At 42.6% G+C, this 25,319-nt stretch carries 17 protein-coding genes; 3 read left to right on the top strand and 14 right to left on the bottom strand.

The window, feature by feature from the left end; translation table 11 throughout:
• Positions 1 to 145: 145 nt before the first annotated feature.
• The 4 genes from trmJ to prlC form a co-directional block, all read right to left on the bottom strand.
• Positions 146 to 874 (bottom strand): tRNA (cytosine(32)/uridine(32)-2'-O)-methyltransferase TrmJ, encoded by a 729-nt coding sequence (gene trmJ, locus MTF64_RS12830; RefSeq protein ID WP_024032480.1) that lies wholly within the window; start codon positions 872 to 874, stop codon positions 146 to 148.
• 99 nt (positions 875 to 973) lie between these two features.
• Complete coding sequence (locus MTF64_RS12835; RefSeq protein ID WP_004585768.1) at positions 974 to 1,729, bottom strand: class I SAM-dependent methyltransferase; 756 nt, start codon at positions 1,727 to 1,729, stop codon at positions 974 to 976.
• Between the two features lie 50 nt (positions 1,730 to 1,779).
• Positions 1,780 to 2,961: a response regulator gene (locus tag MTF64_RS12840; protein WP_248451629.1), complete on the bottom strand. Its 1,182-nt coding sequence runs from the start codon at positions 2,959 to 2,961 to the stop codon at positions 1,780 to 1,782.
• 131 nt (positions 2,962 to 3,092) lie between these two features.
• Positions 3,093 to 5,144 carry an oligopeptidase A gene (prlC, locus tag MTF64_RS12845; RefSeq protein WP_248451631.1) on the bottom strand — a complete coding sequence of 684 codons (2,052 nt, stop codon included), beginning with the start codon at positions 5,142 to 5,144 and terminating at the stop codon, positions 3,093 to 3,095.
• A 226-nt stretch (positions 5,145 to 5,370) separates the two neighbouring features.
• On the opposite strand from prlC, the gene gorA reads away from it, so the two are divergent.
• The 3 genes from gorA to MTF64_RS12860 all read left to right on the top strand — a co-directional run bounded on the left by gorA (position 5,371) and on the right by MTF64_RS12860 (position 8,676).
• A complete protein-coding gene (gorA, locus tag MTF64_RS12850; RefSeq protein WP_055254577.1) occupies positions 5,371 to 6,732 on the top strand; it encodes a glutathione-disulfide reductase in 1,362 nt (453 codons plus the stop codon).
• 313 nt (positions 6,733 to 7,045) lie between these two features.
• Positions 7,046 to 7,630 carry a hypothetical protein gene (locus tag MTF64_RS12855; protein WP_248451632.1) on the top strand — a complete coding sequence of 195 codons (585 nt, stop codon included), beginning with the start codon at positions 7,046 to 7,048 and terminating at the stop codon, positions 7,628 to 7,630.
• A 209-nt stretch (positions 7,631 to 7,839) separates the two neighbouring features.
• On the top strand, positions 7,840 to 8,676 hold the full coding sequence (locus MTF64_RS12860; RefSeq protein ID WP_055254579.1) for a mechanosensitive ion channel family protein: 837 nt from the start codon (positions 7,840 to 7,842) through the stop codon (positions 8,674 to 8,676).
• A 50-nt stretch (positions 8,677 to 8,726) separates the two neighbouring features.
• Here MTF64_RS12860 and tldD read toward each other — a convergent pair whose 3' ends face one another.
• The 10 genes from tldD to MTF64_RS12910 form a co-directional block, all read right to left on the bottom strand.
• Entirely contained in the window at positions 8,727 to 10,166 is a 1,440-nt protein-coding gene (gene tldD, locus MTF64_RS12865) for a metalloprotease TldD (protein WP_248451633.1), read from the bottom strand.
• Positions 10,163 to 10,990 (bottom strand): carbon-nitrogen hydrolase family protein, encoded by an 828-nt coding sequence (locus tag MTF64_RS12870; RefSeq protein ID WP_248451634.1) that lies wholly within the window; start codon positions 10,988 to 10,990, stop codon positions 10,163 to 10,165. Before MTF64_RS12870 ends, tldD begins: the two co-directional genes overlap by 4 nt.
• Entirely contained in the window at positions 10,987 to 14,844 is a 3,858-nt protein-coding gene (locus MTF64_RS12875; RefSeq protein WP_248451635.1) for a YhdP family protein, read from the bottom strand. Before MTF64_RS12875 ends, MTF64_RS12870 begins: the two co-directional genes overlap by 4 nt.
• A complete protein-coding gene (gene rng, locus MTF64_RS12880) occupies positions 14,844 to 16,316 on the bottom strand; it encodes a ribonuclease G (RefSeq protein WP_004585759.1) in 1,473 nt (490 codons plus the stop codon). Before rng ends, MTF64_RS12875 begins: the two co-directional genes overlap by 1 nt.
• A 1-nt stretch (position 16,317) precedes the next feature.
• The gene (locus MTF64_RS12885) at positions 16,318 to 16,887 is read right to left on the bottom strand and encodes a Maf family protein (RefSeq protein WP_024032489.1); all 570 of its coding nucleotides are present in this window, start codon (positions 16,885 to 16,887) and stop codon (positions 16,318 to 16,320) included.
• Positions 16,887 to 17,366, bottom strand: coding sequence for a rod shape-determining protein MreD (gene mreD / locus MTF64_RS12890; RefSeq protein WP_004585757.1), 480 nt, complete (start codon positions 17,364 to 17,366; stop codon positions 16,887 to 16,889). The genes MTF64_RS12885 and mreD overlap by 1 nt, the downstream gene beginning before the upstream one ends.
• The gene (gene mreC, locus MTF64_RS12895) at positions 17,359 to 18,201 is read right to left on the bottom strand and encodes a rod shape-determining protein MreC (protein WP_024032490.1); all 843 of its coding nucleotides are present in this window, start codon (positions 18,199 to 18,201) and stop codon (positions 17,359 to 17,361) included. The genes mreD and mreC overlap by 8 nt, the downstream gene beginning before the upstream one ends.
• Positions 18,201 to 19,244, bottom strand: coding sequence for a rod shape-determining protein (locus MTF64_RS12900; protein WP_002958401.1), 1,044 nt, complete (start codon positions 19,242 to 19,244; stop codon positions 18,201 to 18,203). The genes mreC and MTF64_RS12900 overlap by 1 nt, the downstream gene beginning before the upstream one ends.
• Before the next feature lie 136 nt (positions 19,245 to 19,380).
• Positions 19,381 to 21,420, bottom strand: coding sequence for a formylglycine-generating enzyme family protein (locus MTF64_RS12905; protein WP_248451637.1), 2,040 nt, complete (start codon positions 21,418 to 21,420; stop codon positions 19,381 to 19,383).
• A 176-nt stretch (positions 21,421 to 21,596) separates the two neighbouring features.
• Positions 21,597 to 25,277, bottom strand: coding sequence for an H-type lectin domain-containing protein (locus MTF64_RS12910; RefSeq protein WP_248451639.1), 3,681 nt, complete (start codon positions 25,275 to 25,277; stop codon positions 21,597 to 21,599).
• Positions 25,278 to 25,319: the final 42 nt, after the last annotated feature.

Here is a 25,319-nt window from a genome sequence, read left to right on the forward strand (position 1 = left end):
TTGATTAAAGAACACTGTTCTATTAACAAATTTTTAATACCTGACCTTTTTGGTCAAGTATTAGGTGTATTGTAATTACTTGAGTGTTTTAGTCAAGTATTAGCTCGTTATTTACCCGCAGGTTTTTATAACCAATCGCTATACCTTACTTAGGAATAGATTTATTAATTGAGGTAAGAATGCCACGCAGTATGTTCAGCTCAGCCTCTTCAGGGCGTGCACGGTTAAACAAGCGGCGTAGCTTGGTCATTACTAAACCTGGATGCTGCTTAATAATAAAACCGGTGTTATCGAGCGTCTCTTCTAAATGATCGTAAAATAACTCTGTTTGTTTTGAGCTTGGGTAAGCAGTCTCATCGTCTGCTTGCTCAGCCTTTGGCTGCTGATTTAAAAACGCCATACGCGTTTCGTAGCTTAGCGTTTGTACCGCCATAGCTAAATTAAGCGAGCTGTACTGTGGATTTGCAGGAATACATACATGGTAATTACACAGCTGTAGTTCTTCGTTAGTTAATCCGCTGTTTTCACGGCCAAATACAAGCGCTACAGGGCCGTTTACAGCCTCAGCAACTAGCTTTTCACCGCACTCACGTGGCTCAACCATAGGCCAAGACAGCGTGCGTGAACGAGCACTCGTACCAATAGTTAATGCACAATCGGCAATCGCATCAGCCACGGTATCAACAATAACCGCATTGCCTAAAACATCGGTTGCACCGGCTGCTAAGGCGCTTGCATGGCTGTCTACTTCACAAGCAGGGTCCACTAAATACAGTTTTGATAAACCCATGGTTTTCATGGCGCGAGCCGCCGAACCAATGTTGCCAGAGTGTGAGGTATTAACTAAAACGATGCGAATATCATCTAAGATCATTGCTGTGCTACTTTACTATGCCAAAAAATTGTGCGAATTCTAACATAAAAGCGCGCTAAGATCCTAGATCCTTAAAGCCGATCAACACGCTAAATACCGTTAAACCATGGCCGCTTTTACATACACATCAAAACGGTTCTTTTTTGTTTTAATTTGCATGCTGGGGGTTTGATTGTTTAAAAATGGAGCGTAATCGGGGCGTTTAACTACCACACGCTTACTGGCAAGTGGATAGGCAAATTCAAGTAAGTCATCTGCGTCGGTGTCTGCGCCTACTAATGCCTGAAATACGCGCATTTCTTTTTTAACTAACGCTGATTTCTCTCGGTGTGGAAACATAGGATCTAAATACACTACATCGGGCATGCTCTCGCACTGCTCTAACAACGTGTGGCTTGAGCCAAACACTAAGCTCATATTTTGCTGCATCCACGAACCAATCTCTGCATCTTCGTAAGCGCGTTTTAAGCCATCAAATAATAAAGCTGCTACCACAGGGTGGCGCTCATGCAGTATAACTTTACAACCAAGTGACGCTAGCACAAAGCCATCTCGGCCAAGCCCGGCGGTGGCATCAAGTACAACGGGGGTTGCGCCTTTATTTAACCCTACCGCTTTTGCGATTGATTGGCCTTTGCCGCCGCCAAACTTACGCCTGTGAGCAACTGCACCTGTTACAAAGTCTACGTTTATTGCGCCAAGTTTAGGCTCATCGCTTTTTAAAAGGCTAAGGCCCTTATCGTCGTAGTGCAGAGTAAAGCCGCTACAACTTTGCGCCCATTGGGCTAAGTTAAAACGCGTTTCTAGCTCATTTAAATATGGGCGACACTCTTTAAAAGCACACTGAATAACCACTAAACACTCCGACGAAAAATTTCAGCTGCAGTATAACAAGCGTTAAAGCACTAAAATAGCTCTATATCGCTTTGATGCGCAAGACTATGTGAGCTGGCTTCCTCTACTTTAGAGCGTAAGTTGCACAATAATTCGTTGCGGCTCTCGGTCACTTGTTTAAGCTGGTACTTTATAAACGCTAAATCACTATTTGCGGTTACTAGCAGCTGCATAGTTTCGTCTAATTGCGACATGTATAAAGTTAAATCGGCAGGATTGGCGTGTGCTTGTGTTTGCTTAATTGCACAGTTAAGTTCATGAAGCTGCTCTATAAACTGCCTTGTGTAGTCGTTTTGTACAACATTTTGGCTAGTAAGCTGCTTTACTATATCTTGCAAAGCAGTGCTAATTTGGGTGGCTTGTTCAAAGCTATTTTCGTTTCTTTCCATAGCAACGACCTTTTCGTTTGTCACTTCGAGTATGTGCGGGAATAAGTCTTTATAACGGCCGTATAAAGCACGATTATCAGCCGGCATATTTTTAATTAATAAAGATATTTTGGGGTAGTTAATAATGGTGCTGCTACCAATATCAACAAACCGCTTGGCATTACGGTGCTGCTCTAAAAGCTCCTGCTCGAGCGGGCATACGCCACTTTCTAAACTATAAAAATAGCTCTCCCCTTGATACCAAAATACAATAACAACGTCTAAATTAAACGGGCTAAAAAAGGCAAGCAAGTGCTCGCTTAATGACTGAAAGTTATGACAGTGATAGCTTTGCCCCACAAACCTAACAATACGCCCCATATCCCCAGACTCTGCCAAGGCCATTGCGGCGGTATCTTGCGCTTTAGCTACATCAAATTTTAGCTTTTCACATTGCTGTCGGTACTCATAAAGCACTTTAATGCGTGCCATTAGCTCTTCGGTGTTGAAGGGTTTTATTATGTAGTCAGACGCGCCTACGCTGTAGCCTTTTACTCTATCGTTAAGCTCCACCTTAGAGGACAAAAACATAACGGGTATATCGTGTGTTGACTCATCTTCTTTTAGTGCTTGGCATACTTGGTAGCCGGATTTACCGGGCATTTCTATATCAAGTAAAATTATGTCGGGCGTGTGCTTTTTGGCTAGCTTAAGTCCTTGTTCGCCATCTTTAGCGTGAATAAGCTTACAAAAGCCCGCTAAAGCCTCTTCAATAATTCGATGAACATACAAATCGTCATCAATCGTTAGTACCAACTTTGCCATGCCCTAGTCCATTTTGCTGCGTATACACAAAGCATAGTACGGGAGGTTAAAATTACTAAAAACAATTGGCCAATATATTAAAAAACATAAAAAAAGCGCCATATAGGCGCTTTATAAGGTTAAGTAGTTGTTTATGCAGCTATACCACTGTGACGCAGTAGCGCATCAACATTTGGCTCGCGACCTCGGAACTTTTTAAATAACTCCATAGGTTCTTCACTGCCGCCTTTTTCTAAAATATTTTCTAAGAAGGCTTTACCTGTTTCGGCGTTAAAAATACCGTCTTCTTCAAATTTAGAAAATGCATCGGCAGAGAGTACCTCAGCCCACTTGTACGAGAAGTAACCGGCGCTGTAGCCACCTGCAAAAATATGACTAAAGCCATGTTGAAAACGATTAAACTCAGGCGGGTTAACCACCGACGTGCGGCTACGTACGTCGTTTAAAATCGCTTGAATTTGGCACTCTTGGTTTGCCTGGTAGTCGTGGTGGATTCTAAAATCGAACAACGAAAACTCTATCTGACGCAGCATTTGCATGCCAGAATTATAGTTTTTAGCAGCCAGTAGCTTATCAAGTAGCTCTTTTGGTAATGGCTCACCACTTTCAAAGTGGCCTGAAATAAAGCTCAGCGCTTCTTCATCGTAACACCAGTTTTCTAAAAATTGGCTTGGTAGCTCTACGGCATCCCATGCAACGCCGTTAATACCAGCAACAGGAGCAGCATCAACTTGGGTAAGCATGTGGTGTATACCATGGCCAAATTCGTGGAAAAGCGTGGTTACTTCGTCATGTGTAAATAGCGCTGGTTTGTCGCCTACCGCTTTATTAAAGTTACACACTAAGTATGCCACGGGTGTTTGCAATTCGCCGCTGGCGCGCACTTTACGCCCCATACAGTCATCCATCCACGCACCGCCACGTTTGCGCTCACGTGCATATAGATCAAGATAAAAACGACCGCGCAATGTGTTACTGCTATCAAAAATTTCAAAAAAACGAACATCGCTGTGGTAGCTATCAAAGTCGCTTACTTCTTTTACCTTAATACCAAAAAGGCGGTTAACGGTTTCAAATAAACCGCTAAGTACTTTATCTGCAGGGAAATAAGGGCGCAGTACTTCATCTGAAATTGCGTATTTTTCTTGCTTGAGCTTTTCGCTGTAGTAACCAAAATCCCATGCTTGAAGCTCAGTAATGCCATGGTGTTGCTCAGCATAGGCTTTTAGCTCTGCCACTTCTTGCTCTGCTTGAGGCTTAGACTTAGCGGCTAAGTCTTCTAAAAATGAGAAAACTTGCGCTGGCGACTCAGCCATTTTAGTTGCTAATGATTTTTCAGCGTAGTTATTAAACCCTAATAGCTGCGATAGCTCATGGCGTAGTGCAAGCTCTTCTTTCATAATGGCTGAGTTATCAAACTCACCCGCATTAGGGCCTTGATCTGAAGCGCGCGTACAAAATGCCGTGTAGGTTTCTTTGCGCAGTTCGCGGTCATCTGCATAGGTCATTACCGGTAAGTAAGACGGAAAATCAAGCGTAAATACCCAGCCGTCTAAACCTTTGCTTTTAGCTGTTTCGCTAGCAAGCGCTAATGCCGACTCTGGCAAGCCTGCCAATTGGCTTTCATCGGTAATGTGTTTATGCCATGCAAGCGTTGCATCCATTACGTTGTTGCCAAATTTAGAGGCTAGCTCAGATAAACGCGTGCTAATTTCGCCGTAGCGCTTTTGATCTTCTGCTGATAATGCAATGCCTGAAAGTTTAAAATCGCGTAAGGCGTTGGTGATGGTTTTTTGCTGCGCAGTGCTAAGTGTTTTAAATTCATCGCTGTTATAAAGCGCATTATACGCTTCGTACAGGCCTTGATGCTGCCCGACAAATGTTGAGTACTCCGATATAAGTGGTAAACATTGCTCGTAGGCTTCACGCAGCTCGTCATTATTCATGACTGAATTAAGGTGCGATACCGGTGAAAACATACGCGAGAGTTTATCGTCGGCTTCTTCAAGGGGTAATACTAAATCGTTCCATGTAAACGAGCCTTTCGCTAACACGTCATCTATGGCTTTACGACATTGCTCTATACCGTGCTTTAGTGCCGGTACTACGTACTCTGGCTTTATTTTTGAAAACGGGGGTAAGCCTTCTAGGCCAATGAGTGGATTTGTTTGTGCTTCGCTCATGAATTTTCTCAATTTAATTGACTATGAATTTTAAGTTGGGGCAAAACGGTGAAATACAAGCCTCCATTAATGGGTCTAATATAGCTTAGGATGAAACTGATCGGCATAATAAACAATTTCGTTTGTTGTATTTATCAGCTTTTTAGCGCGCCGCGCTGGGTGACTTGCACTTAGCATATGCTATCATCGGCACATTATAGTTAAATATATTTTTTGAGGATAAAACATGGCTCAGCATTTTGATTACATTGCAATTGGTGGTGGTAGTGGCGGTATTGCCTCTGCTAACCGTGCGGCAATGCGTGGCGCTAAAGTAGCGCTTATCGAAGCAAAACACATGGGCGGCACCTGTGTTAATGTAGGCTGTGTGCCTAAAAAAGTAATGTGGCATGGCGCACAAGTTGCTGAAGCAATTAACTTATATGCACCTGATTACGGCTTTAACGTAGAAGTAAAAGACTTTAACTGGAGCAAACTCGTTGAGAGCCGCGAAGCGTATATTGGTCGCATTCATAAAGGATACGACAACGGTTTAGCGAACAATGGCGTAACCGTAATTAATGGTTTTGCTAAATTTGTTGATAGCAAAACCGTAGAAGTAAACGGTGAGCATTACACGGCCGATCATATTTTGATTGCAGTAGGTGGACGTCCGCATACTCCTAATATTCCAGGTGCTGAGTATGGTATAGACTCAAATGGCTTTTTTGAATTAACAGAGCAGCCTAAGCGAGTAGCGGTAATTGGCGCAGGCTACATTGCTGTAGAACTTGCCGGTGTACTGCATGGTTTAGGCACAGAAACTCATTTATTTGTACGCAGACATGCGCCGCTTCGTAATTTTGATACGCTACTGGTTGAAACCCTGGTAGAAATCATGAAAAAAGAAGGCCCAACACTGCATACCGAATGCTCGCCTAAAGAAATTGTTAAAGAAAGCGATGGTAGCTTAACCATTCATTTTGAAAATGGTTACAGCCAAAATGTTGACCAAGTAATTTGGGCTATTGGCCGTGAGCCAAGCACTGATGTAATTAACATTGCAGCAGCAGGGGTTGAACTAAATAGCTCTGGTTATGTAAAAGTAGATGAATATCAAAATACAAACGTACCTGGTATTTATGCTGTAGGCGATATTATTGAGCACGGTATAGAACTTACGCCTGTCGCTGTTAAAGCCGGCCGTACCCTATCAGAGCGTTTATTTAATAAAGACCTACCTGATGATTTAAAAATGGATTACAGCCTTGTACCTACTGTGGTATTTAGCCACCCACCTATTGGTACTATTGGTGAAACCGAGCAAGAAGCCATTGCTCGCCACGGCGAAGAAAATGTAAAAGTGTACAAATCGGGCTTTGCCGCTATGTACACAGCCGTTACACAACACCGCCAACCGTGTGCAATGAAGCTTGTATGCGTAGGCCCTGAAGAAAAAGTAGTTGGCTTACACGGTATTGGTTTTGCCGTTGATGAAATGATTCAAGGCTTTGCTGTTGCTATGAAAATGGGCGCAACTAAAGCTGATTTTGATGCCGTTGTTGCTCTGCACCCTACAGGCTCAGAAGAGTTTGTAACGATGCGCTAGGCATATTCTGCTTATAACGTTAAAAGCCCTTACTATGTTTCAGTAAGGGTTTTTTTATGCTTAACGCATTTAACCCTATGCAGCACAACTAATTAACTCAACTTATTACAAAAAACACATCATAAATACATAAAATAAAAACATAACCCATTAATTTAACAGCAAAAAACTTAGACCAATAAATATATAAAAAGTTTCTATAATGTTTTGGCTTTTAGCCATTTTTATAATTAAACTGCCGCGCATTGTTTTCTATTTGAGCTTTTATATGTTTTTACTGCGATCTTTTATTTACTTATTATGCTTAGCAGGTGTGGCTTTTTTAATTCAGCTTGAAGGTTTTGATTTACAGCAAAATGCACTTTACAGTGAAGAAACACTAACCGAACACATGCAAGATATTTTAACGTTTTTAAGTTGTATGCTGTTTTTCTACGCCTCACGTATTCACTCTAATCTTAAAATAGCCGCGCTGTTACTGGCTGCATTGTCGGCTGCTATGTTTGTTAGAGAATTTGACACCTACCTAGATATGTATGTGTTTGATGGCGCATGGCAAGCAATTGTATATACGCTGTTAGGGAGCGTACTACTTTACTTAAAAGCCCAACGAGGCTTTATTTACAGCTCGTTAAAAGCCTATGCGCAAACACCGAGCTATGGTATTTGTCTGTCTGGCTTAGTGACCTTACTCGCTTTTTCGAGAATGATGGGCAAGGGCGAGTTTTGGCACTCAGTTATGGGAGAACAATACGTTCGGGTAGTTAAAAATATTATTGAGGAAGGCATAGAAACCCTAGGTTACACGCTTATTTTTATCGCTGCTATTGAGCTTGTATTGTTTTGCCAAAAACACGCTCAATACGCGCAAGCCTCTATTACAGAGCACACAGCCTAGCTGCTAAGTAATACCGGTTTAATTAAGTAGTAGCCGTTCTAGCGTACAAAATAAAGCGCTAACAGGGTTATAACGCTATTCACCTATAGCTATAAATGGCTCATAACTTAACACAATTGGTATAAGTGATTTTATGTAGCTTAAATTTGCTAATTGGTTTGATTACTCAATATACTTAGCGTGCCTATTGCTACTCGTATTTGGAAGTTATGATTAAAGACATACTCATGCACCCTTTTTTAGTTTCTGTGCTCGTGCTTGCCATTGCATTTGTGCTTAAAGTACTGGTTGATAAACTAGCAAGAAACCGCGCAGAAAAAAAAGAAAAAGACATTCGTTACATCACTCATAACATTAAGCACTTTATTAATTTTGTTATGGTGCTGTCGCTGCTATTTGTATGGTCGACCGAAATACAAAATTTTGCGCTGTCTATTGCTGCGTTTGCTGTAGCTATAGTGCTTGCAACTCGCGAGTTTATACAATGCGTTATAGGCTTTTTTTACCTAGTTACCACCCGCCCATTTAGAGTAGGTGATTGGATACAAGTAGGTGACTATTTTGGCGAAGTAGCCGAAACAGACTGGGTAAAAACCACCATGCATGAAATAGACATGCACACTTATCAGTTTTCACGCAAAACAATTTATATTCCAAATAATAAGCTGATCACCAGCTCAATTAAAAACCTTAATTACGTAAAGCGCTTTGTTACTCATCATTTTACTATTGTACGCAGAGAGAGCTTTAACCCTTATGTTATTCATGACGAGTTAGTCAATCAGGCAAAGCTGTACTGCGAAGAGTTTCACGATGTAGCAACACGTTATAATTCGATGATAGAGCGTAAACTCGATGCCAAAATTTCAGGTCCGGCACCGGTTATTCATTTTGGCACTACAGAGCTTGGTGAGTTTAAAGCAAGCTTTACGCTATTTTGCCCAACCAACAAAGCACTTGAAATAGAGCATAAATTAACTGAGTGTTTTATGGCTTTGTGGTACGAACAGGCGAAGAAGAACAAAGAAGAGCAAAGCGAGGCGTAAACCTCGCATTGGTAACCTATAAAGCGCGAATTGCTTCGCGCTTTATTGTTTTATGCGGTGCCACCTACTGTAAGTTGGTCTATTTTAAGGCTTGGTTGACCTACCCCTACAGGAACGCTTTGGCCATCTTTACCGCAGACACCTACGCCTTTATCAAGGGCTAAATCGTTGCCTACCATAGAGATATGCTGCATCACCTCTGGGCCATTGCCAATCAGTGTTGCACCTTTAATTGGCTGGGTAATTTTACCGTTTTCAATTAAATACGCCTCTGATGCGCTAAATACAAACTTACCTGAAGTAATATCTACTTGGCCGCCACCAAAGTTTGGTGCAAATACCCCTTTTTTAACTGAGCTTATAATATCAGCTTGGCTATGCTCGCCCCCTAACATGTAGGTGTTGGTCATACGCGGCATAGGTAAATGCGCATACGACTCACGACGTGCATTACCCGTTGGGTTTACACCCATTAAACGCGCATTGAGCTTATCTTGCATGTAGCCTTTTAAAATACCGTTTTCGATAAGTACGTTATAAGCTGCAGGTGTGCCTTCATCGTCAACGTTAAGTGAACCGCGGCGATCGGCCATGGTGCCATCATCAACTACTGTACACAGCTCAGATGCTACTTTTTGCCCCACTTTACCGCTGAATGCCGAAGCTCCTTTACGGTTAAAGTCGCCTTCAAGGCCATGGCCTACCGCTTCGTGTAGCAACACGCCAGGCCAGCCATTGCCTAACACAACTTCCATTGTGCCAGCCGGCGCATCAATTGCCTCTAAGTTTACTTTAGCTTGGCGTACTGCTTCTTCGGCAAAGCCCATCCAGCGTGGCTTGCCTTCAACTAGTTCTTTAAAGTATCCATAATCTAAGCGTGCGCCGCCCCCTGCACCACCGCGTTCACGGCGGCCATTTTTTTCAAGTAAAACGGAGCAGTTTAAACGAATAAGCGGGCGTATATCGGTAGCAAACGTGCCATCGCTAGCAGCAATTAATACTTCTTCGTATACAGCCGACATTGAACTAATTACTTGCTCAGCATCAGGGGCGAGTTCGCGTATGTAGTTTTCAAGCTCACGCAATAAACTCACTTTATCGCTGTCACTCATGCTTGATATTGGCTGATGCGGGGCAAATTGCTCTTTTGCTTTCACATCGCTAAATACTTTAATGGTTTTCTCTTCGCCTGCATCGGCAATGCTACGAGCTGCCGTTGCGGCTTTGTTTAACGCTTCAAGGTTAATGGCATCAGAGTAAGAAAACCCTGTTTTTTCACCACTAACGGCACGTACACCTACTCCGCGCTCAACATTGTAAGAGCCTTCTTTTACTAAGCCGTCTTCAAGCACCCATGACTCATGATGGCTTGATTGAAAGTATAAATCGGCGTAATCCACTTTATGCTGATGAATATACCCAAGCGTTTTTTCGAGTTCTTCTCGATTTAGCTGGCTGTCGTGTAATAAATGCTGTTCAACCGAATTCATAATAAATGCTCTCTAAATCGTTGATGAGATTGCACGGGCATATCTCTTCTAATTTTATTTAACTGGTTTAGGTCGGCGTAACCGCTTATAAACCCTACCCCACTTTCAAGCGTTGCTATTTGCTCGCCCCATGGTGAAATAATAATACTGTGGCCGTATGTTTGACGGCCATTTTGATGTGTTCCATACTGCGCAGCTGCAATAACGTAACACTGCGTTTCTATTGCGCGTGCTTTTAATAAGGGTTGCCAATGTGCTTGCCCTGTAGGGACTGTAAAAGCACTGGGCACTAAAATTATTTCAGCCCCTTGGCGCGCCAGTGCGCTAAATAATCCGCTAAAGCGCAAATCATAACATACTGTTAAGCCAATTTTACCAAACGGTGTAGCAACAACCACCACATCATCGCCTGCTTGAGTAAAGTCTGACTCTCGATAGCTAGCGGTTTTATCGGCCACATCAACATCAAATAAATGCATTTTATTGTACGTGGCTACGCATTCACCTTGGCTATTAAATAAGTGCGAGGCCGCAAAGTATTTATTATTTTTATGTGGCACAGGGATAGTGCCCGCATTTAGCCAAATATTATGCTTTTTACACAATGCACTTAATTGCAGCTTGTAGTGAGTAATACGTTTAGCAACCGCTAGCGTATCATGGCCACTTTTACTAAATACTAAAAACGCCTCGGGTAAACATACAAGCACTGGCCTGGCTGCGGGGAGTTTATTTAACGCCTCGCCAAGGGTTGCCATGTTTTCGTCGGGGTTGGTGCCTGAGCACATTTGCAAAGCAATTATATTGGCGTTTAGCGTATTCATTGTGTTGCTGTTACCGCGGCATCTTTAAGTGTGAGTGTACTGGCCGCTTGCGGCTGATTTTGCGCAGCTTGCGGTAAGGTAACTTCCTTACTTTTACGCTCAAGCTCTTGTACCACAGGGTCATTCATTTTGCCGGTTACTTTAAAGTTAATTTCGGAGATCACCCTTGCTGAGTGAATAACCTTATCAAGCGCTAAAGCGGCAAGCCCTGTGACGGGATTAACCATCCAAGCCACTATAACCGGAATACTAGATGTTACTTGTGGTGCCACTGCTAAATCGTAATCTATTTCAAGGGTGTTTAAATTAGCATAGCCGTTAATCGTTAAATCGGCTGGCACGCCATCCATTTTGGTATCTTTTGTGTAGGCTATACCTTTATCTAGCTGCATAGAGCCTTTTAAGCTGTTGTAAAAAAAGCCTTTTGAAAATACATCTCTAAAATCGAGTTTTAATTTACGCACTAGCGAGTCAAGGCTAAGTAGCGAAAATACACGCGCCCCACCATCACTTATTTCAGCAATGTGGCCTTCGCCTAAATCCCACTTAACTTCACCGCCCAAACTAGGTATATCAAAGTCATACGGGGCGCCTTGCCAAGCAAGGTTGTAGTTAATATCGGCTTTTGAGTCTTTTATTGCGGTGGTGATATCAAATTCATCAAATAGCGCGCCTATATCGTCACTTTTAAGTTCACCATTAAATTGCGTAAAGCCACCTTGCCATTGCCCTTTGGTACGTAAAATATGGTCGCCCTTATCAACCACAAGCCCAGAAATAGTGAGCTTGTCGCCTTCACCGACCAGCGAAGCGCTCACTTTATCAAGCTGATAACTTGCCACTTTACAATCTGCACATTCAAATTCAATGGCAGGTACTGTGTTAAGCCACGCTAGGTTTTGCTCTGGCAGTACATCGGTGATCTCAAGATCTTCTTCTACTTTAGGTGCAAAGTTAAGTCTTAAGTAATCGCTATTTATGCGTATCGGCTGGCTTGGCTGAGAGCTAGGAATAAACACGTCAGCACGCAGCTCTTTGGCATTAAGCTTTAAATATAAGTCGTTTTGCTGGGGCGCTAAGCGCATTTCAAAATCGTTAAAAATAATGTCGCTAGCATTAACCTTGTCAATATGCGCAACCACTTCATTTAATGGCGGCATAATACCCTCAGACTGCTGGTCTGGCTTAGCTTGAGCGGCTTTAATTATTTGATCTATTAATTCAAACCATGCTTCTAGTTGCGTTTGTTCAAGGTTAATATTAATGCTTAAATCTTTTTGATTTAGCCCTAAATCTTGCTCACCAAGTACAATATGCATATTACTAAATTGCGGCTGACCGTTTTCTAAAATCGCATTAAAATATAGCTGCTGATTAGCATTAGCCGTAATAAGATTTGAAATATCATCGCCTTGCACTATGCCCGTTAACGGCCAAACCTGTTCACTTGTTTTGCTATAAGGCGCTGGTAGCGTGCTCGTTAACCCTCGTAGCTCAGAGCTTACCTGAGCGCGGTAATTAAAGCCTTGCTCGGTAAAATTAAGTGCAAGGCCTATATCAACTTCACTTTGCCCACTCAGGTAGCCTTTCAGCACGCCTTGCGCCTGGGTTGTTAGGGTATCTGCATTTAGTAACGCCGTTATATCAATATTAGCGGTGTACTGCTGTGCTTCGCTTGCACTATTATAGTTAATGCTAAGCGGCATACCCAACCATGTAGCGCTGGCGTTTTGCATGCTAATTGTATCGTTTTCAAAGCTGAGCTCGCCGCTTAGTTTTTCAAGCGCAATGCCTGGGGCTGCAATATAAACAGGTAAATCGTTTAGTTTTACTTTGCCGTTTACACTGGCTCCACCTTTAAATTTAGAGCCAATTAAAAGTGTTACGCTTGCATCGGCTTGACCTTTACCCTGCACCACTTCAAAAATATTAGCCAGTGGGTTTGCAATCGGCGTGGCTGCAAAAAAGTCATGCAGTTTTTCCATTTGCGCGCGTTTATCTATTTGTACAATGAGTTCATCAGCGTGCATTAAATCGGCAATACTCACTTGCACGCTATCGCCTACTTCTAAATTAACTAACTGGCCTTGCTGGCTATAAATATCCATTCGCTCGTTGGCAAAGTGCAACTGCACATTGGCGTTAGTTACTGCCGGCCAATTGGGGTCAAACGCGTATGTTGCATTATCTATTTGCGCGAGTACATCAAATTGGCCGCTGCCATCGGTGAAAGGAAAACCTGAAAGCGGGCCTGCAAATAATACTTGCGCCTTAGCTACTTCGCCCCCTTTTATTGCGCCATTTAAGTAGCTTACAAGTTGAGGGCTCATCGCCTTTAACGGAAAGTAGTGCCCAGCTACTGTGGCATCCTCTGCATAGGCTTCTGCGTATAGATCTAAGCGAGGATCGTCGCTAAGGCTTACATTTAACTCAGCCGCTAAGGTAACTTCGTTATTATCAAACCAAATATTATTACTGCTTACATTCCAGTAATTATCTGTTTTTGCTAAATCCAGATCGATATTAATTTGGTTGTAATCAATATTTTTACTGAAGCTGTCGCCGGTTATTAAAGTCCCGTTTTCGCCAAATAGCTGCACTCGCCCGCGCTGCTGATTTATAAGCCCCGAGACTCTAAGCGCCTGCGCTGCAGGAATACCAGACACTTCTTGCCAGCCAATATTATTAGCTGAAAACCATAACTGCCATTGCTCATCAGGATTAAGTTCTAGGTAGGCTTGATCGATAAAACCACTTGGTTTGCGGTTTAAAAGTGGCTGTAATGCTTCAAAATTAGTTAACGACGCCAAGTTACTCAGTAAAGAAAGATCAACCTGCTGCAGCCACACTTTATTGTGCTTACCTAAGTTGGCCTCAAATTCTAGACTTGGCCAGGTTGTGTCGTTATTACTAAATGTCAGACCCGTGCTTTTTAAGTGCCAAGCGTTTGCCTCAGGAAATAAATGAAATCCCCCTTCGCTTAAGCTTACTTGTTTAGCTTGTTGGTTGTTTTGCCAGTGTACAAAGCTAGGTAACCACTGCATTTTTACATCGCTGATAAAGCCATTTTCGAGCTTAAGCCAAGACTTTAAGTTTATGTCTGTGTAAAGCTGTTGTTTTTCAGTATTAATATATTGCGCCAGCCAATTAGACACATCTACGCTATTTGCTTGTACGTAAATGTCTCCCGCAATTTGCTCTATAGTTTTGCCACTAAGCGCGATACGTGCGTCAAAGCTACCCACACTAATGCCGGGCAAGGCGAGGCTGCCGCTTCCTAAATGTTGTTCATCTTGGTTTTGCCATACTATGTTTTCGAGTAATAGTTTGCGCTCTCTACCGTCTTCTAAAATAAAATTAATACTCGAATTTTCAATAGCAAAATGCCCTGTATCTCCCAAAAACAGCTCTTCAATTAGCTCTTTTTGTTCAAACGAGACATCATCGTTATTGGTGTTGTTAAATAAATTTTGAATATTTACACTGGTATGAAAGCCATTAATAACAAAGTAATTAGACTTTAACTGAAAGGCTTTAATGCTCTCCCATAGGTTAAGCTCTAGGCTTGTTTTGGCAATAGTAAGCGATATAGGCGCAGTTTCGTTATCCTTAAAGGAGAGATCTTCTAATACCAAGGCAGGGCCGGCGCCATGCCAACTGGCAGAGATTGCGCCTATAGAAAGACTAATGGCAAATTTATCGTGCAGGTAGGTTTCTATATCGCCTTTGTAGTCGTTTGCATAAGGTAAGGTGTACTTTAAAATAGAAACAATCACGGCCAGTAATACTAAAATTATGGCGCAGGTTTGCCATAACTTTCTAAAACAAAAAAAACAGACCGCTTTCGTTTTCATTACATCATTACCACATCAAACTGCTCTTGGCTGTATAAGCTCTCTGTTTGAATATTGACCTGCTTACCAATAAATAGTTCAAGTTCGGCAAGGTTATGATACTCATCATTGAGTAAGGCTTCACTTACTGCAGGCGCCGCATACACCATGAATTTATCGGCATCGTAGGCACGATTAACGCGCACTATTTCGCGCAGTATTTCATAGCATACGGTTTCGACTGTTTTTTGTGAGCCACGTCCAGAGCAAGCCGGACATACATCACACAAAATATGCTCAAGGCTTTCGCGGGTGCGCTTACGGGTCATTTCTACTAAGCCTAATGCGCTTAAGCCATTTATGTTGGCTTTTGCACGGTCTTTAGATAGTGCTGACTCTAGTGAATGTAATACTCTGCGTTTATGATCTTCGCTGATCATATCGATAAAATCGATAATAATAATACCGCCTAAGTTACGCAGGCGTAGCTGCCTAGCAATGGCTGATGTGGCTTCTACATTGGTATTAAAAATGGTTTCTTCTAAATTACGATGCCCTACAAACGCACCTGTATTCACATCAACTGTGGTCATCGCTTCGGTTTGGTCGATAATTAAATAACCGCCCGACTTAAGCGTGACTTTACGATGCAGTGCTTTTTGAATTTCGGTTTCAACGTCAAATAAGTCAAAAATTGGGCGCTCACCTGGGTAGTACTCAAGTGCCTGCGAAAGCAAAGGCACAAACTCTTCAGTAAACAGCTTTAGCTCTTGATAGGTTAGCTTAGAGTCAACTCTAATGCGCTCCATATCTTCACCTACGTAGTCGCGCAGGGTTCTAAATGCAAGCGTTAAGTCTTCGTGTAATATACTGGCTTTATTGGTTTTTTTACGACGTGATACAATTTTTTGCCATAGTTTTCGTAAAAATTCAGCATCGTGTCTTAGCTCCGCTTCACTGGCGCCCTCTGCCGCTGTACGAACAATAAAACTGCCATTATCGTCGCCGTATTCTGCCACTATTTTTTTAAGTCGCGCACGCTCTTCTTCGGTTTCTATACGCTGACTAACACCTACATGCGTAGCGTCTGGCATAAACACTAAATAGCGCGAAGGAATAGTGATATCGGTAGTAAGCCTTGCTCCTTTAGTGCCTAGTGGGTCTTTAACCACTTGCACCATAATGTATTGGCCTTGGCGTACTAGCTCACGTATGTCTTGTACTTTTTTAATTGGCTCGTCGTCTACACCCTCAACTATTGAGGCGCTATTGACTATGTCTGATGCATGTAAAAAAGCGGCTTTTTCTAGGCCTATATCAACAAAAGCAGCTTGCATGCCTGGCAGTACGCGGCTTATTTTTCCTAAGTAAATATTGCCTACAATACCTAGGTTGCCTATACGCTCTAGTTGAATTTCTTGTAATACACCGTTTTCGATTAGGGCAACACGGCTTTCACTTGGCGTGACATTTATTAGTAATTCTGTACTCATGTTACCTTCTTAGGAATGCTTGTAATAATTGTTCGGTCTCGTATAAAGGTAAGCCTACAACAGCAAAATAGCTACCCGCAATGTGTGTAACAAAGCGACCACCTAAACCTTGAATGCCATAACCACCGGCTTTATCTTGTGGCTCGTTTGACTCCCAATAGCTATTTATTTCTTCATCGCTGAGGGTTTTAAAGGTCACATCGGTACTCACTACACAACTTAGTACATCTGTTTGTGTAGCAAAAGCAACGGCAGTAAGCACTTGATGTGTATTACCAGATAAACGTTTAAGTGTTGTTATGAAATCGTTTTTATCGCGTGGTTTACCCAACGATTCGTTATCAATAACAACCACAGTATCGCTACCAAGCACTGGGCGGTCTGTGTAACCAAGCGCTACGCCTGTTTGCGCTTTTAAGCGGGCTAAGCGCTCAACCAATGCATGAGGCTGCTCGTTTGCAAGTGGGGTTTCGTCTGCATCTACACTAAATTGTTCAAACTCAATGCCTAACTGACTCAACAACTCTTTACGTCGCGGGGAGGCTGATGCCAAATATACTGCGGTTGTCATTACCTGATCCTAAAGTGTCTACGGTATTTGCGAAGAAGTAAAAAGACCCAAAACCAGCTGACCATACCGGTCGCCACTGGCCACAGGTATTGTGGATTAAAATAAACACCTAATAAAAAGTGATTTAACCAAAATTGCATTAAGTGATACAAGGTTAAAAATAAGCCCACTAATAAGCTTTGCTGCCAAAGCGAAAAGTTACGTATTTTTTGAAAGTTACTTGCGGTCACAAATATACAAATAGAATACGTGAGTGAGTTAACCCCTAATGGCGAGCCTAAGGCTAAGTCCATGAGTAGACCGACAACCCACGCGGTACCAATATTTAATCTATGCGGCACTGCCAGCGACCAGTACATTAATACCAGTAACACCCAATCAGGTCTGAAGGGCTCAAACGAAAAAGGCAGTGGCATTAATGCCATTATTAAAGCAAAAAAGATGCTTAGGGCAATTAACAATGAATAACGATTAATCATCGCTGATTTGCTCCTGTTGATTGCGCCATAAAATAACCAACAAACGAATACGGTCTAGCTGTGCAATAGGTTCTGCAAATACTTGGGCAAATGGGCGTCCTTCATCGCGGTTTATTTCGGTGACAACAGCCACCGGGTAACCTTCAGGAAACGTACCGCCAAGCCCCGAGGTCACGAGTACATCACCAATGCGAACATCAAGGCTATGAGGTACATGCGAAAGCTTAACAACGTTAATTTTACCTATGCCTTCGACTACCGTGCGTACGTCGTTTCGTAATATACGTACCGGCGTAGCATGAGTTGTGTCGGTCATTAGTAGCACGCGCGATGTGGTAGAGCCTACTTTTGTTAATTGGCCAACAACCCCCATTTCATCAATTACCGCTTGGCCTTCGCTTAGGCCGTCGGTGGTACCGCGGTTAATAACCACTTGATGACTATAAGGGTTTGAATGTACAGAAAGTACTTGGGCTATTTTTTTACGATTAGATTGCTTAGCCGATGAGCCAAGTAAAGCACGTAGCTTTTGGTTTTCGCGGGCTAAAAATTGGTATTGCTGCAATTGCTCGCTTTGTAGCATTTGCTTTTTTTTCAGCGCTTCGTTTTCACTCAGTAACTGATCGCGGGTATGCAGGCTTTTAGCACCTAAGCTAAATATTTCGTAAGGTAGGTTGGCAACGTAAATTAATGGGCTAACAAGTGTATTGAGGCTTGTACGTACAACCGTACCGCCTTGTGTAAACTTATCGCCCGCAATGAGCACTATGCTCAAAAGCACTGCGACAAAAAGTCGCAGTTGCAAAGAGATGGTTTGTCCAAACAGTAATTTCATTAATCGTAACTAAAAACGTCACCACCATGAACATCAATCATTTCAAGTGCTTTACCGCCGCCACGTGCTACACACGTAAGTGGATCATCGGCAACAACCACAGGAATGCCTGTTTCTTCCATTAATAAACGATCTAAATCTTTTAATAGTGCACCACCGCCAGTCAGAACCATACCGTGAGCTGAAATATCTGATGCAAGCTCAGGTGGAGACTGCTCAAGTGCAACCATTACGGCACTTACAATACCCATTAGCGGCTCTTGGAGTGCTTCTAAAATTTCGTGCGAGTTAAGTGTAAATGAGCGAGGAACACCTTCGGCTAAGTTACGACCGCGTACTTCAATTTCAATTGGTTCGTCAGTTTTAAAAGCAGAGCCAATTTGATGTTTAATATTTTCAGCTGTTGCTTCACCAATTAGGCTACCAAAGTTACGGCGCACATAATTAATAATGGCTTCATCAAATTTATCGCCACCAATACGCACAGACGATGAGTAAACAACACCGTTTAGTGAAATAATAGCAACTTCGGTAGTACCACCACCAATATCAACAACCATAGAACCAGTTGCTTCTGATACTGGTAGCCCAGCACCAATTGCTGCGGCCATAGGCTCTTCAATTAGGTACACTTCGCGCGCGCCGGCACCCATTGCTGATTCGCGGATTGCACGCTTTTCTACTTGGGTTGCACCACACGGTACACAAATAAGTACACGCGGGCTTGGGCGCATAAAGTTATTGTTGTGCACTTGTTTTATAAAGTGTTGTAACATTTTTTCGGTTACATAAAAGTCGGCTATTACGCCATCTTTCATTGGGCGAATCGCTTTAATATTACCCGGTGTACGCCCTAGCATTTGTTTTGCTTCTGTACCCACAGAAGCAACACTTTTAGGTCCACCAGCGCGTTCTTGACGAATAGCTACAACTGAAGGTTCGTTAAGTACAATACCTTCTTCTTTTACATAAATAAGGGTATTGGCTGTACCCAAGTCGATCGATAGATCGTTTGAAAAAATACCACGGAGTTTTTTAAACATGAGGCTGGATGACCTTTGAAATACGTTCTTATGTTAGCTGCACTCACTTTAACATGCCTAATTAGATGAGCAATATAAAGCGCAACTACCTTTGTTAATTTGTGAAAAAAGGAAGCTAAGCTTCCTTGGTTAAATGCTATCGTTCGCGGACTAAGCGAAAGCCAATGTAGTTAGATCTAAAATCTGGCGCTAAAATTAATCGTGTTGAAGCACGTGCAAGGCTTGGTGCAAAGTTCCACGCCCCGCCTCTTACTGCAACATCAGACTCGCCTGACTCTTTAGCTGTCCATTCCCACACATTGCCTACGGTGTCGTATAATCCAAATGCGTTAGGAGAAAAAGAACCCACCGGTGCTGCACGTTTGTTTGACCATTCGCTACCACACCAACCACAGTTAGCTAAATTTTTACCTATTTCGTTACCCCAAGGGTATTCTGTTTCTGTACCTGCGCGAGCGGCGTATTCCCATTCAACTTCATTAGGTAAACGGTACTGCTGCCCGGTTTCGCCAGAGAGCCATTCGGCGTACGCTTTCGCGTCGTTAAATGTTAAACACACAGCAGGAAAATCGCTGCTTTGTTTAAAACCTGGGTTACGCCAGTTTAAATTAGCTTCCCATACGGGTTCGCCATTTAAATAATAAGCACACCCTTTGCTTTGCTCTGCTTGTGTTTTATACCCAGTACTTGCTACAAACGCTTCGTAGGCACCTACGGTAACCTCTTTGGTTTGCATAGCAAATGAGCTGGCTATCACTTTTTCAATAACCGGGCGTTCATTTGCTAAACCATTGCCGTTAATATCGCCCATCTTAAATTTACCGGCGGGCACAACTACAACATTATTTTGTACATCAGCAGAGCGATTAGTGCTTGCTGTACGACTTACAGGTTTTGGTTGCTCGCGAGTGTAAGCCGGTGCAGCAATCGACTCAGACTTTTTTACTAAGTTAGCATGAATAGTCTGTGCTTTAGTTAAATCAACTCTTACTTTGTAAGGCTTATAACCTAATTTACGTATTTCTACGTTATGCACACCACGCGGTAAACGCGTAACTAAACGCGTAGAGCCAAAGCTCACCCCATCAATAAACACTTCATCATCGTAAACATTTGAACGTAAAGTCAGCTCAACTTGCTGATTTTTCTCTTTATTTATAATTGATGGATAGTTTTTTTTTGTAGGTGCAGCTTTCACTGAATAATCGCGCACTGGCTGATTGTTCATTCGCGATACAGACACAGTGTCGGTATTATCCGCGGCGTTGCTGAATGTTAACTGACTATCAGAGTAGGTTGTACCGTAACCAGGCTGATACGCTGTCGCGAGTGGCGAGCCATATTCAGAACAATAACGGTTATCTACGTTTAATAAGTTACATAGGCGGCTGCTGTTTACTTCGCCGCGCATGGTTACGCTTAAGTTAACGTTGTAATTGCCTTGTCCACTAAATGCACTGTTAACTACATGGCTACTTAAAATTTGTACTTGTGCGCCTGCCATGTTGCGTTTTGGTTCAACAATTCGCTCTTCTGTTAAATTAGCAAATATTTGATCAACAAAGCGCTTAGTGGCTTTTTGTAAACCCATTTGCTGGCCGCGTTGCTCACAGGCTGCGAGCGTTTCGGTACGCTTACAGTTAATTGTGTGGTTTACTTCAAGTGTACCTTCGCGGGTAAACTCATTACGTAAACGCTCTACTCGGGCTGTAGTTAATTGCTCTTTTAAGCTTTCTAAGGTGTTTAAAAGCGTATGTTTTGCAACACGAATTTGCTCTATATCTTTACGATGAGATGCAATTGCCGCCAACTGCATTGAGATGTCGTCTTTATTTTGCTTATGATCAACCACGGCTTTTTGATAGCGCGATTGGGCAGCACTAATATCAAGCGTAGGATCGTCAATTAAGCGGCGATACATTTCGTTCATCGCATCAAGTGCTTGGTTTTTCTCTTTATCAAGCTCTGTAGAGCGAGAACGAAGTAGTTCAAGTTGGTTTTGTAACTGACTTTCTTCTTTTAAGTGTTTTTCAAGTATTTGTGTCGAGTTATCGTATTCTGATTGTTTAATACTAATCTCTGATTCAATTCCGGTTACTGTTGCTGTGTCTTGTGCAAATGCACTACTAGCTAACAAACTAGCGGAAATTAACAGAGATAAAGGAGCAATTCGCATATATTCCAGTCCCAAAAAGCGGCAATTATTTGGTCGTTATTATTGTTTATTAGAGTGTACTCACTTTTGAAAGCTGAACATTTTTCAACCATCAAAAATCAATACACCCAATGCCTTATGCTATGTACTTGAAGCACAAAACACAAGCTTTGTTCAATTATTATCTTAGTTTACAACTATTCTCTTGTTTCACGCCAGTAAATAACCCGATCATTTCCTCTAAAGCGACCAAATTGCAAAATAGCATGGGGATCTTGCTGTGAATTATCACCAAGCCAATCCCACTTTAACCAATTTTCTGTTTCGTATTCTAATGTAAATGTACCACTGCCGTTTGGTGTTGCATAAATAGCATTGTTTGTAGGGTAGCTGCCTGCCTCTAATGAACCCGCTGCACCTGCACCATACTCATAGCTTAATATTGGCGTTGATGGCGATATTTGGGATAACTGCGGATGCTCAAATACACTGCAGTTATCTTCGGTATTTAATACAAAGCCTGTTCCATTAAAGTACTGAGCCTGCATTGGCACACGTAATGAGTCTAAATCTGAGCCGGCATTGTTGCCTAGCACTAAGCGTCCAAAGCGAAAGTCTATTGGCACATCATTTAAACGCACGCTATTGCAATCAGTGCTGCAGCTTACTTGCGTACTCGGCTCATCGTTAGCATCAATTAACGTAGCGCCTTCTGTGTTAGTGACGGTGGCCATAAGGTTAACCATAGTAAATGGGCCGTCGGGGTTATTTATAGCCAAGCGCGTTAACATGGCTGTGCTGTCGCTCATTTGCCACTGTCCATCGGCTAGAGTGTTCCAACTGTTGCTACTTATATTGGCTAACCTGCTGGTTAGCGTTGTTGCTGGTACATAATTACCAGCTTGATTGTTTTCGGCATTTATTTGTACTTGGGCTTTTTCAAAGCCTTGTTTGTAATTAGCCATTAGCTGGTTGTTATGATTAAGTGCTTGTACCGTAAAACCAAGCTCAAAGGGCTGATCTAAATAGGTTAAATTACTGCCTAACTGTGTACATTGCGCAGCAACTTGAACACCTAATACTTGATAGTGCGATGGAGCAAACCGCCCTACGTTGTTTAGCTGCCCTTTTACATCGCCCACACCAAAATAATCGCCATCTTGTAAACCCGCAAATACGTTTATAATACCCACTTGGTCATAAGCGTACTGCGATATGGATTCACTCAAGCTTCCCGTATCTGTAAAGGCAAGGGTACTTAGCGCTTCAATTTGCCCCTCATTCCCAGAGCCGGGTAATACTAAGCTATGTGTTACTAAAGGAGACTCGCTAATGAAGTGTTTGGCAATGGGATTGCTATGAATAGCGCTATAGTTATCAGGTATCCCATCGTTGTTATTGTCTTGCCCTGCACGCCACTGTACTGCATTCATTTTTAAATTAAATGACTCACCCGTTAATCTAAATAAACTATCGTTTGCTGTTTGAGCATAGCCGTCACTTGCAACTTGCATCGCTAATCCAAAGGGCTTAACTACATATTCGTTAGAACTGCCGGTTAAGCTTACTGATAAATTAGTTACTGGGTCTAATACAATTGTTGCCCGTGCATTTAAACTTAATTTAGCGGCATCAGGGTAGTTAATAGCAATAGGGGCTTTTGAGTCTTGATCAAAGGTGAGCGAAAAAGTTTGATATGCTTGCTGCACGCTATACGTATTCGCATTATTACTAAGTTGTATTGGATCTGAACACGTAGCGCCGGCACTGCAGGTATAAGCTAAATCTAAATCAACTTGACCACCTGCAGGGAATGCGGCTTCGCATACGCCTGTTGTAGTATTTGTTTTAACCGCTTGAATGGATAGCTTGGCGGCATTAAAACCCTCGCTAGAGGGTTTACCAGATAATTGAGTGGGGATACTCGCTGTATTGGCTGTGTCGTTATTAAAAATAAACCCTGCATCAGAAAAAACCACTTTGCACCCGCCCAGCCCTACGTTACTACCATTAATATAACAACGCAGCGGTGCAGATGGGTCGGCGGTATTATAGCCAAGTGTGACGGTCCCTGTGGTACGCTTTGCAAGCGCTACTGTGGCAGAGCCTGTAAAGGTAATATTTTCACCGCTTACCCAGCTTTGCTGGCCACTGTTATCTGGAGACAGATCAAGTGCGGAAGGCTCATCGTACAGTAAATCACATGCATCGTTTGCACAGGCGGTTAATGTCATTTCTTTTGCTTGGCAGGTTAAACCTTGGTTATCACTTAATGATATGCGGTAGTGATCAAGCAAAACCGGCGTAAAAATACCGCAAAATCCAGGAATACTCTCTGGCACTGTTAACGCATCAAACGTAGAGCTGCCCTCGGTTATTACTTGTGTTGCAGCGGTTATAGAGCCCTGGTATGTGACATTTTGGGCAATTCTTACCTCCCCCGTTGCGACAATGTATGCGGCAATATTTGCATCAGCCGCAATGGCTACATCGCCATCGACATATATAGCTAAATACGCTCCTTCCTCAACCACAATATTCGTTTTGCCTATGTTCAAAAATGCGCTAGAAATTAGCGACGATGTATCTTTTAAAAAGATACGGGTGGGCGCTGTTACCTTGTACTCATCTTCCAATAAGTTAAGTGCTAGTTCGTCATAAAAATAATCGCCAGCTAACGATACAGGCACATCACCGGTAGAGCTTCCATCGTTTGTGACCGTGGGTACTTGCGCAGCTTGATTTGGCTCAAGGGAGTTATACCCAGTGGCTACACAGCCTTGGTCATTACACAAAGGTGGGTTGGTGAGTGCCGTTGATATTAAATTAGTGGTGGTGATAAATTGTGCATTGCTATCGGTTATTTCCACACCTTGAACAAGCTGCACTTGTCCATCATTGTAGGTAGAAATAGCGCCAGGAAATAAAGTATCGCAATCTAAAATATCGCCATTAAATACAAACGTACTGGTCATAGCTAATATAGAGGCTTCTTCTTTTACGTGGTTACGCTCTCTGTCGCCATCACGGTCTTCATCAACCACCAGCCCTAACCGATCCGCTCTTAAATTACAGCTGCGCAGCCACCCACCGTCTTCTTCAAGTCGGGAATTTTTACTTGCCACCACCAGCGGTGCCTCACTAAAGTTATTGTTAAAATTAAAGTAGTTACACCCATCATTCCAACCATCAACTTCGAATCCTGTAAAAAAGGTCTCCCACGACACTTCTACCCCATTGTCATCGGTAAAGGTGCGATTACTGCCAGGCTCTACAGCCATGTAGGCCACCGTTTCAGTTTGAATAACACCTAATGCGGTTTCTGAGGCCTCTAACGCTATATTTACCCCGCTTGTAGATAAGGAATCACTTTGCACTGCAATGGTTAAAAAAGGCACAAGCGCTTGAGACGGCGGGTTACTATCTAAACTATTTAGTGTTTGTAACGAATGAAAAAAGTTAGGCCTTACGGCAAACGGTTTATTAAAAGTCAGTGATTTGTAACCTTTAGGCGTGATGGGGGCAAACCCCGACTTATCACCGTATTGTAGTTCAAGGCGTAAGTCGGTGTTTCCCACTTCCATAATGGTCCCATCAGGAAATTCATGCACACCATATTCTACCGCTAAATAGTGCGCGCCCATGGTTATATGCTCACCATCTTCTCCTGATGGCTCAAGTGGCAATGCCTCAAACCCTGTGGTTGTTACATTGCGTATTCTCACTATAGCGGGGTTACCGCCTTGATTAGTGGACAACATAAATACCGCAGGAGGGGTTATGTATTGCTGCTGAAAATTTATTTTTGTCCATATGGGTGAAGTGTACGTGTCTTGTAGCTCTATAAATCGCCCTTCAATTTTAGGCGGTACAGCCATAGCACATCGGCTTAGTAGCAAACTTATTAAACATAAAATACA

This window comes from Pseudoalteromonas sp. 2CM41L (assembly GCF_023161905.1).
GTDB lineage: Bacteria > Pseudomonadota > Gammaproteobacteria > Enterobacterales > Alteromonadaceae > Pseudoalteromonas > Pseudoalteromonas atlantica.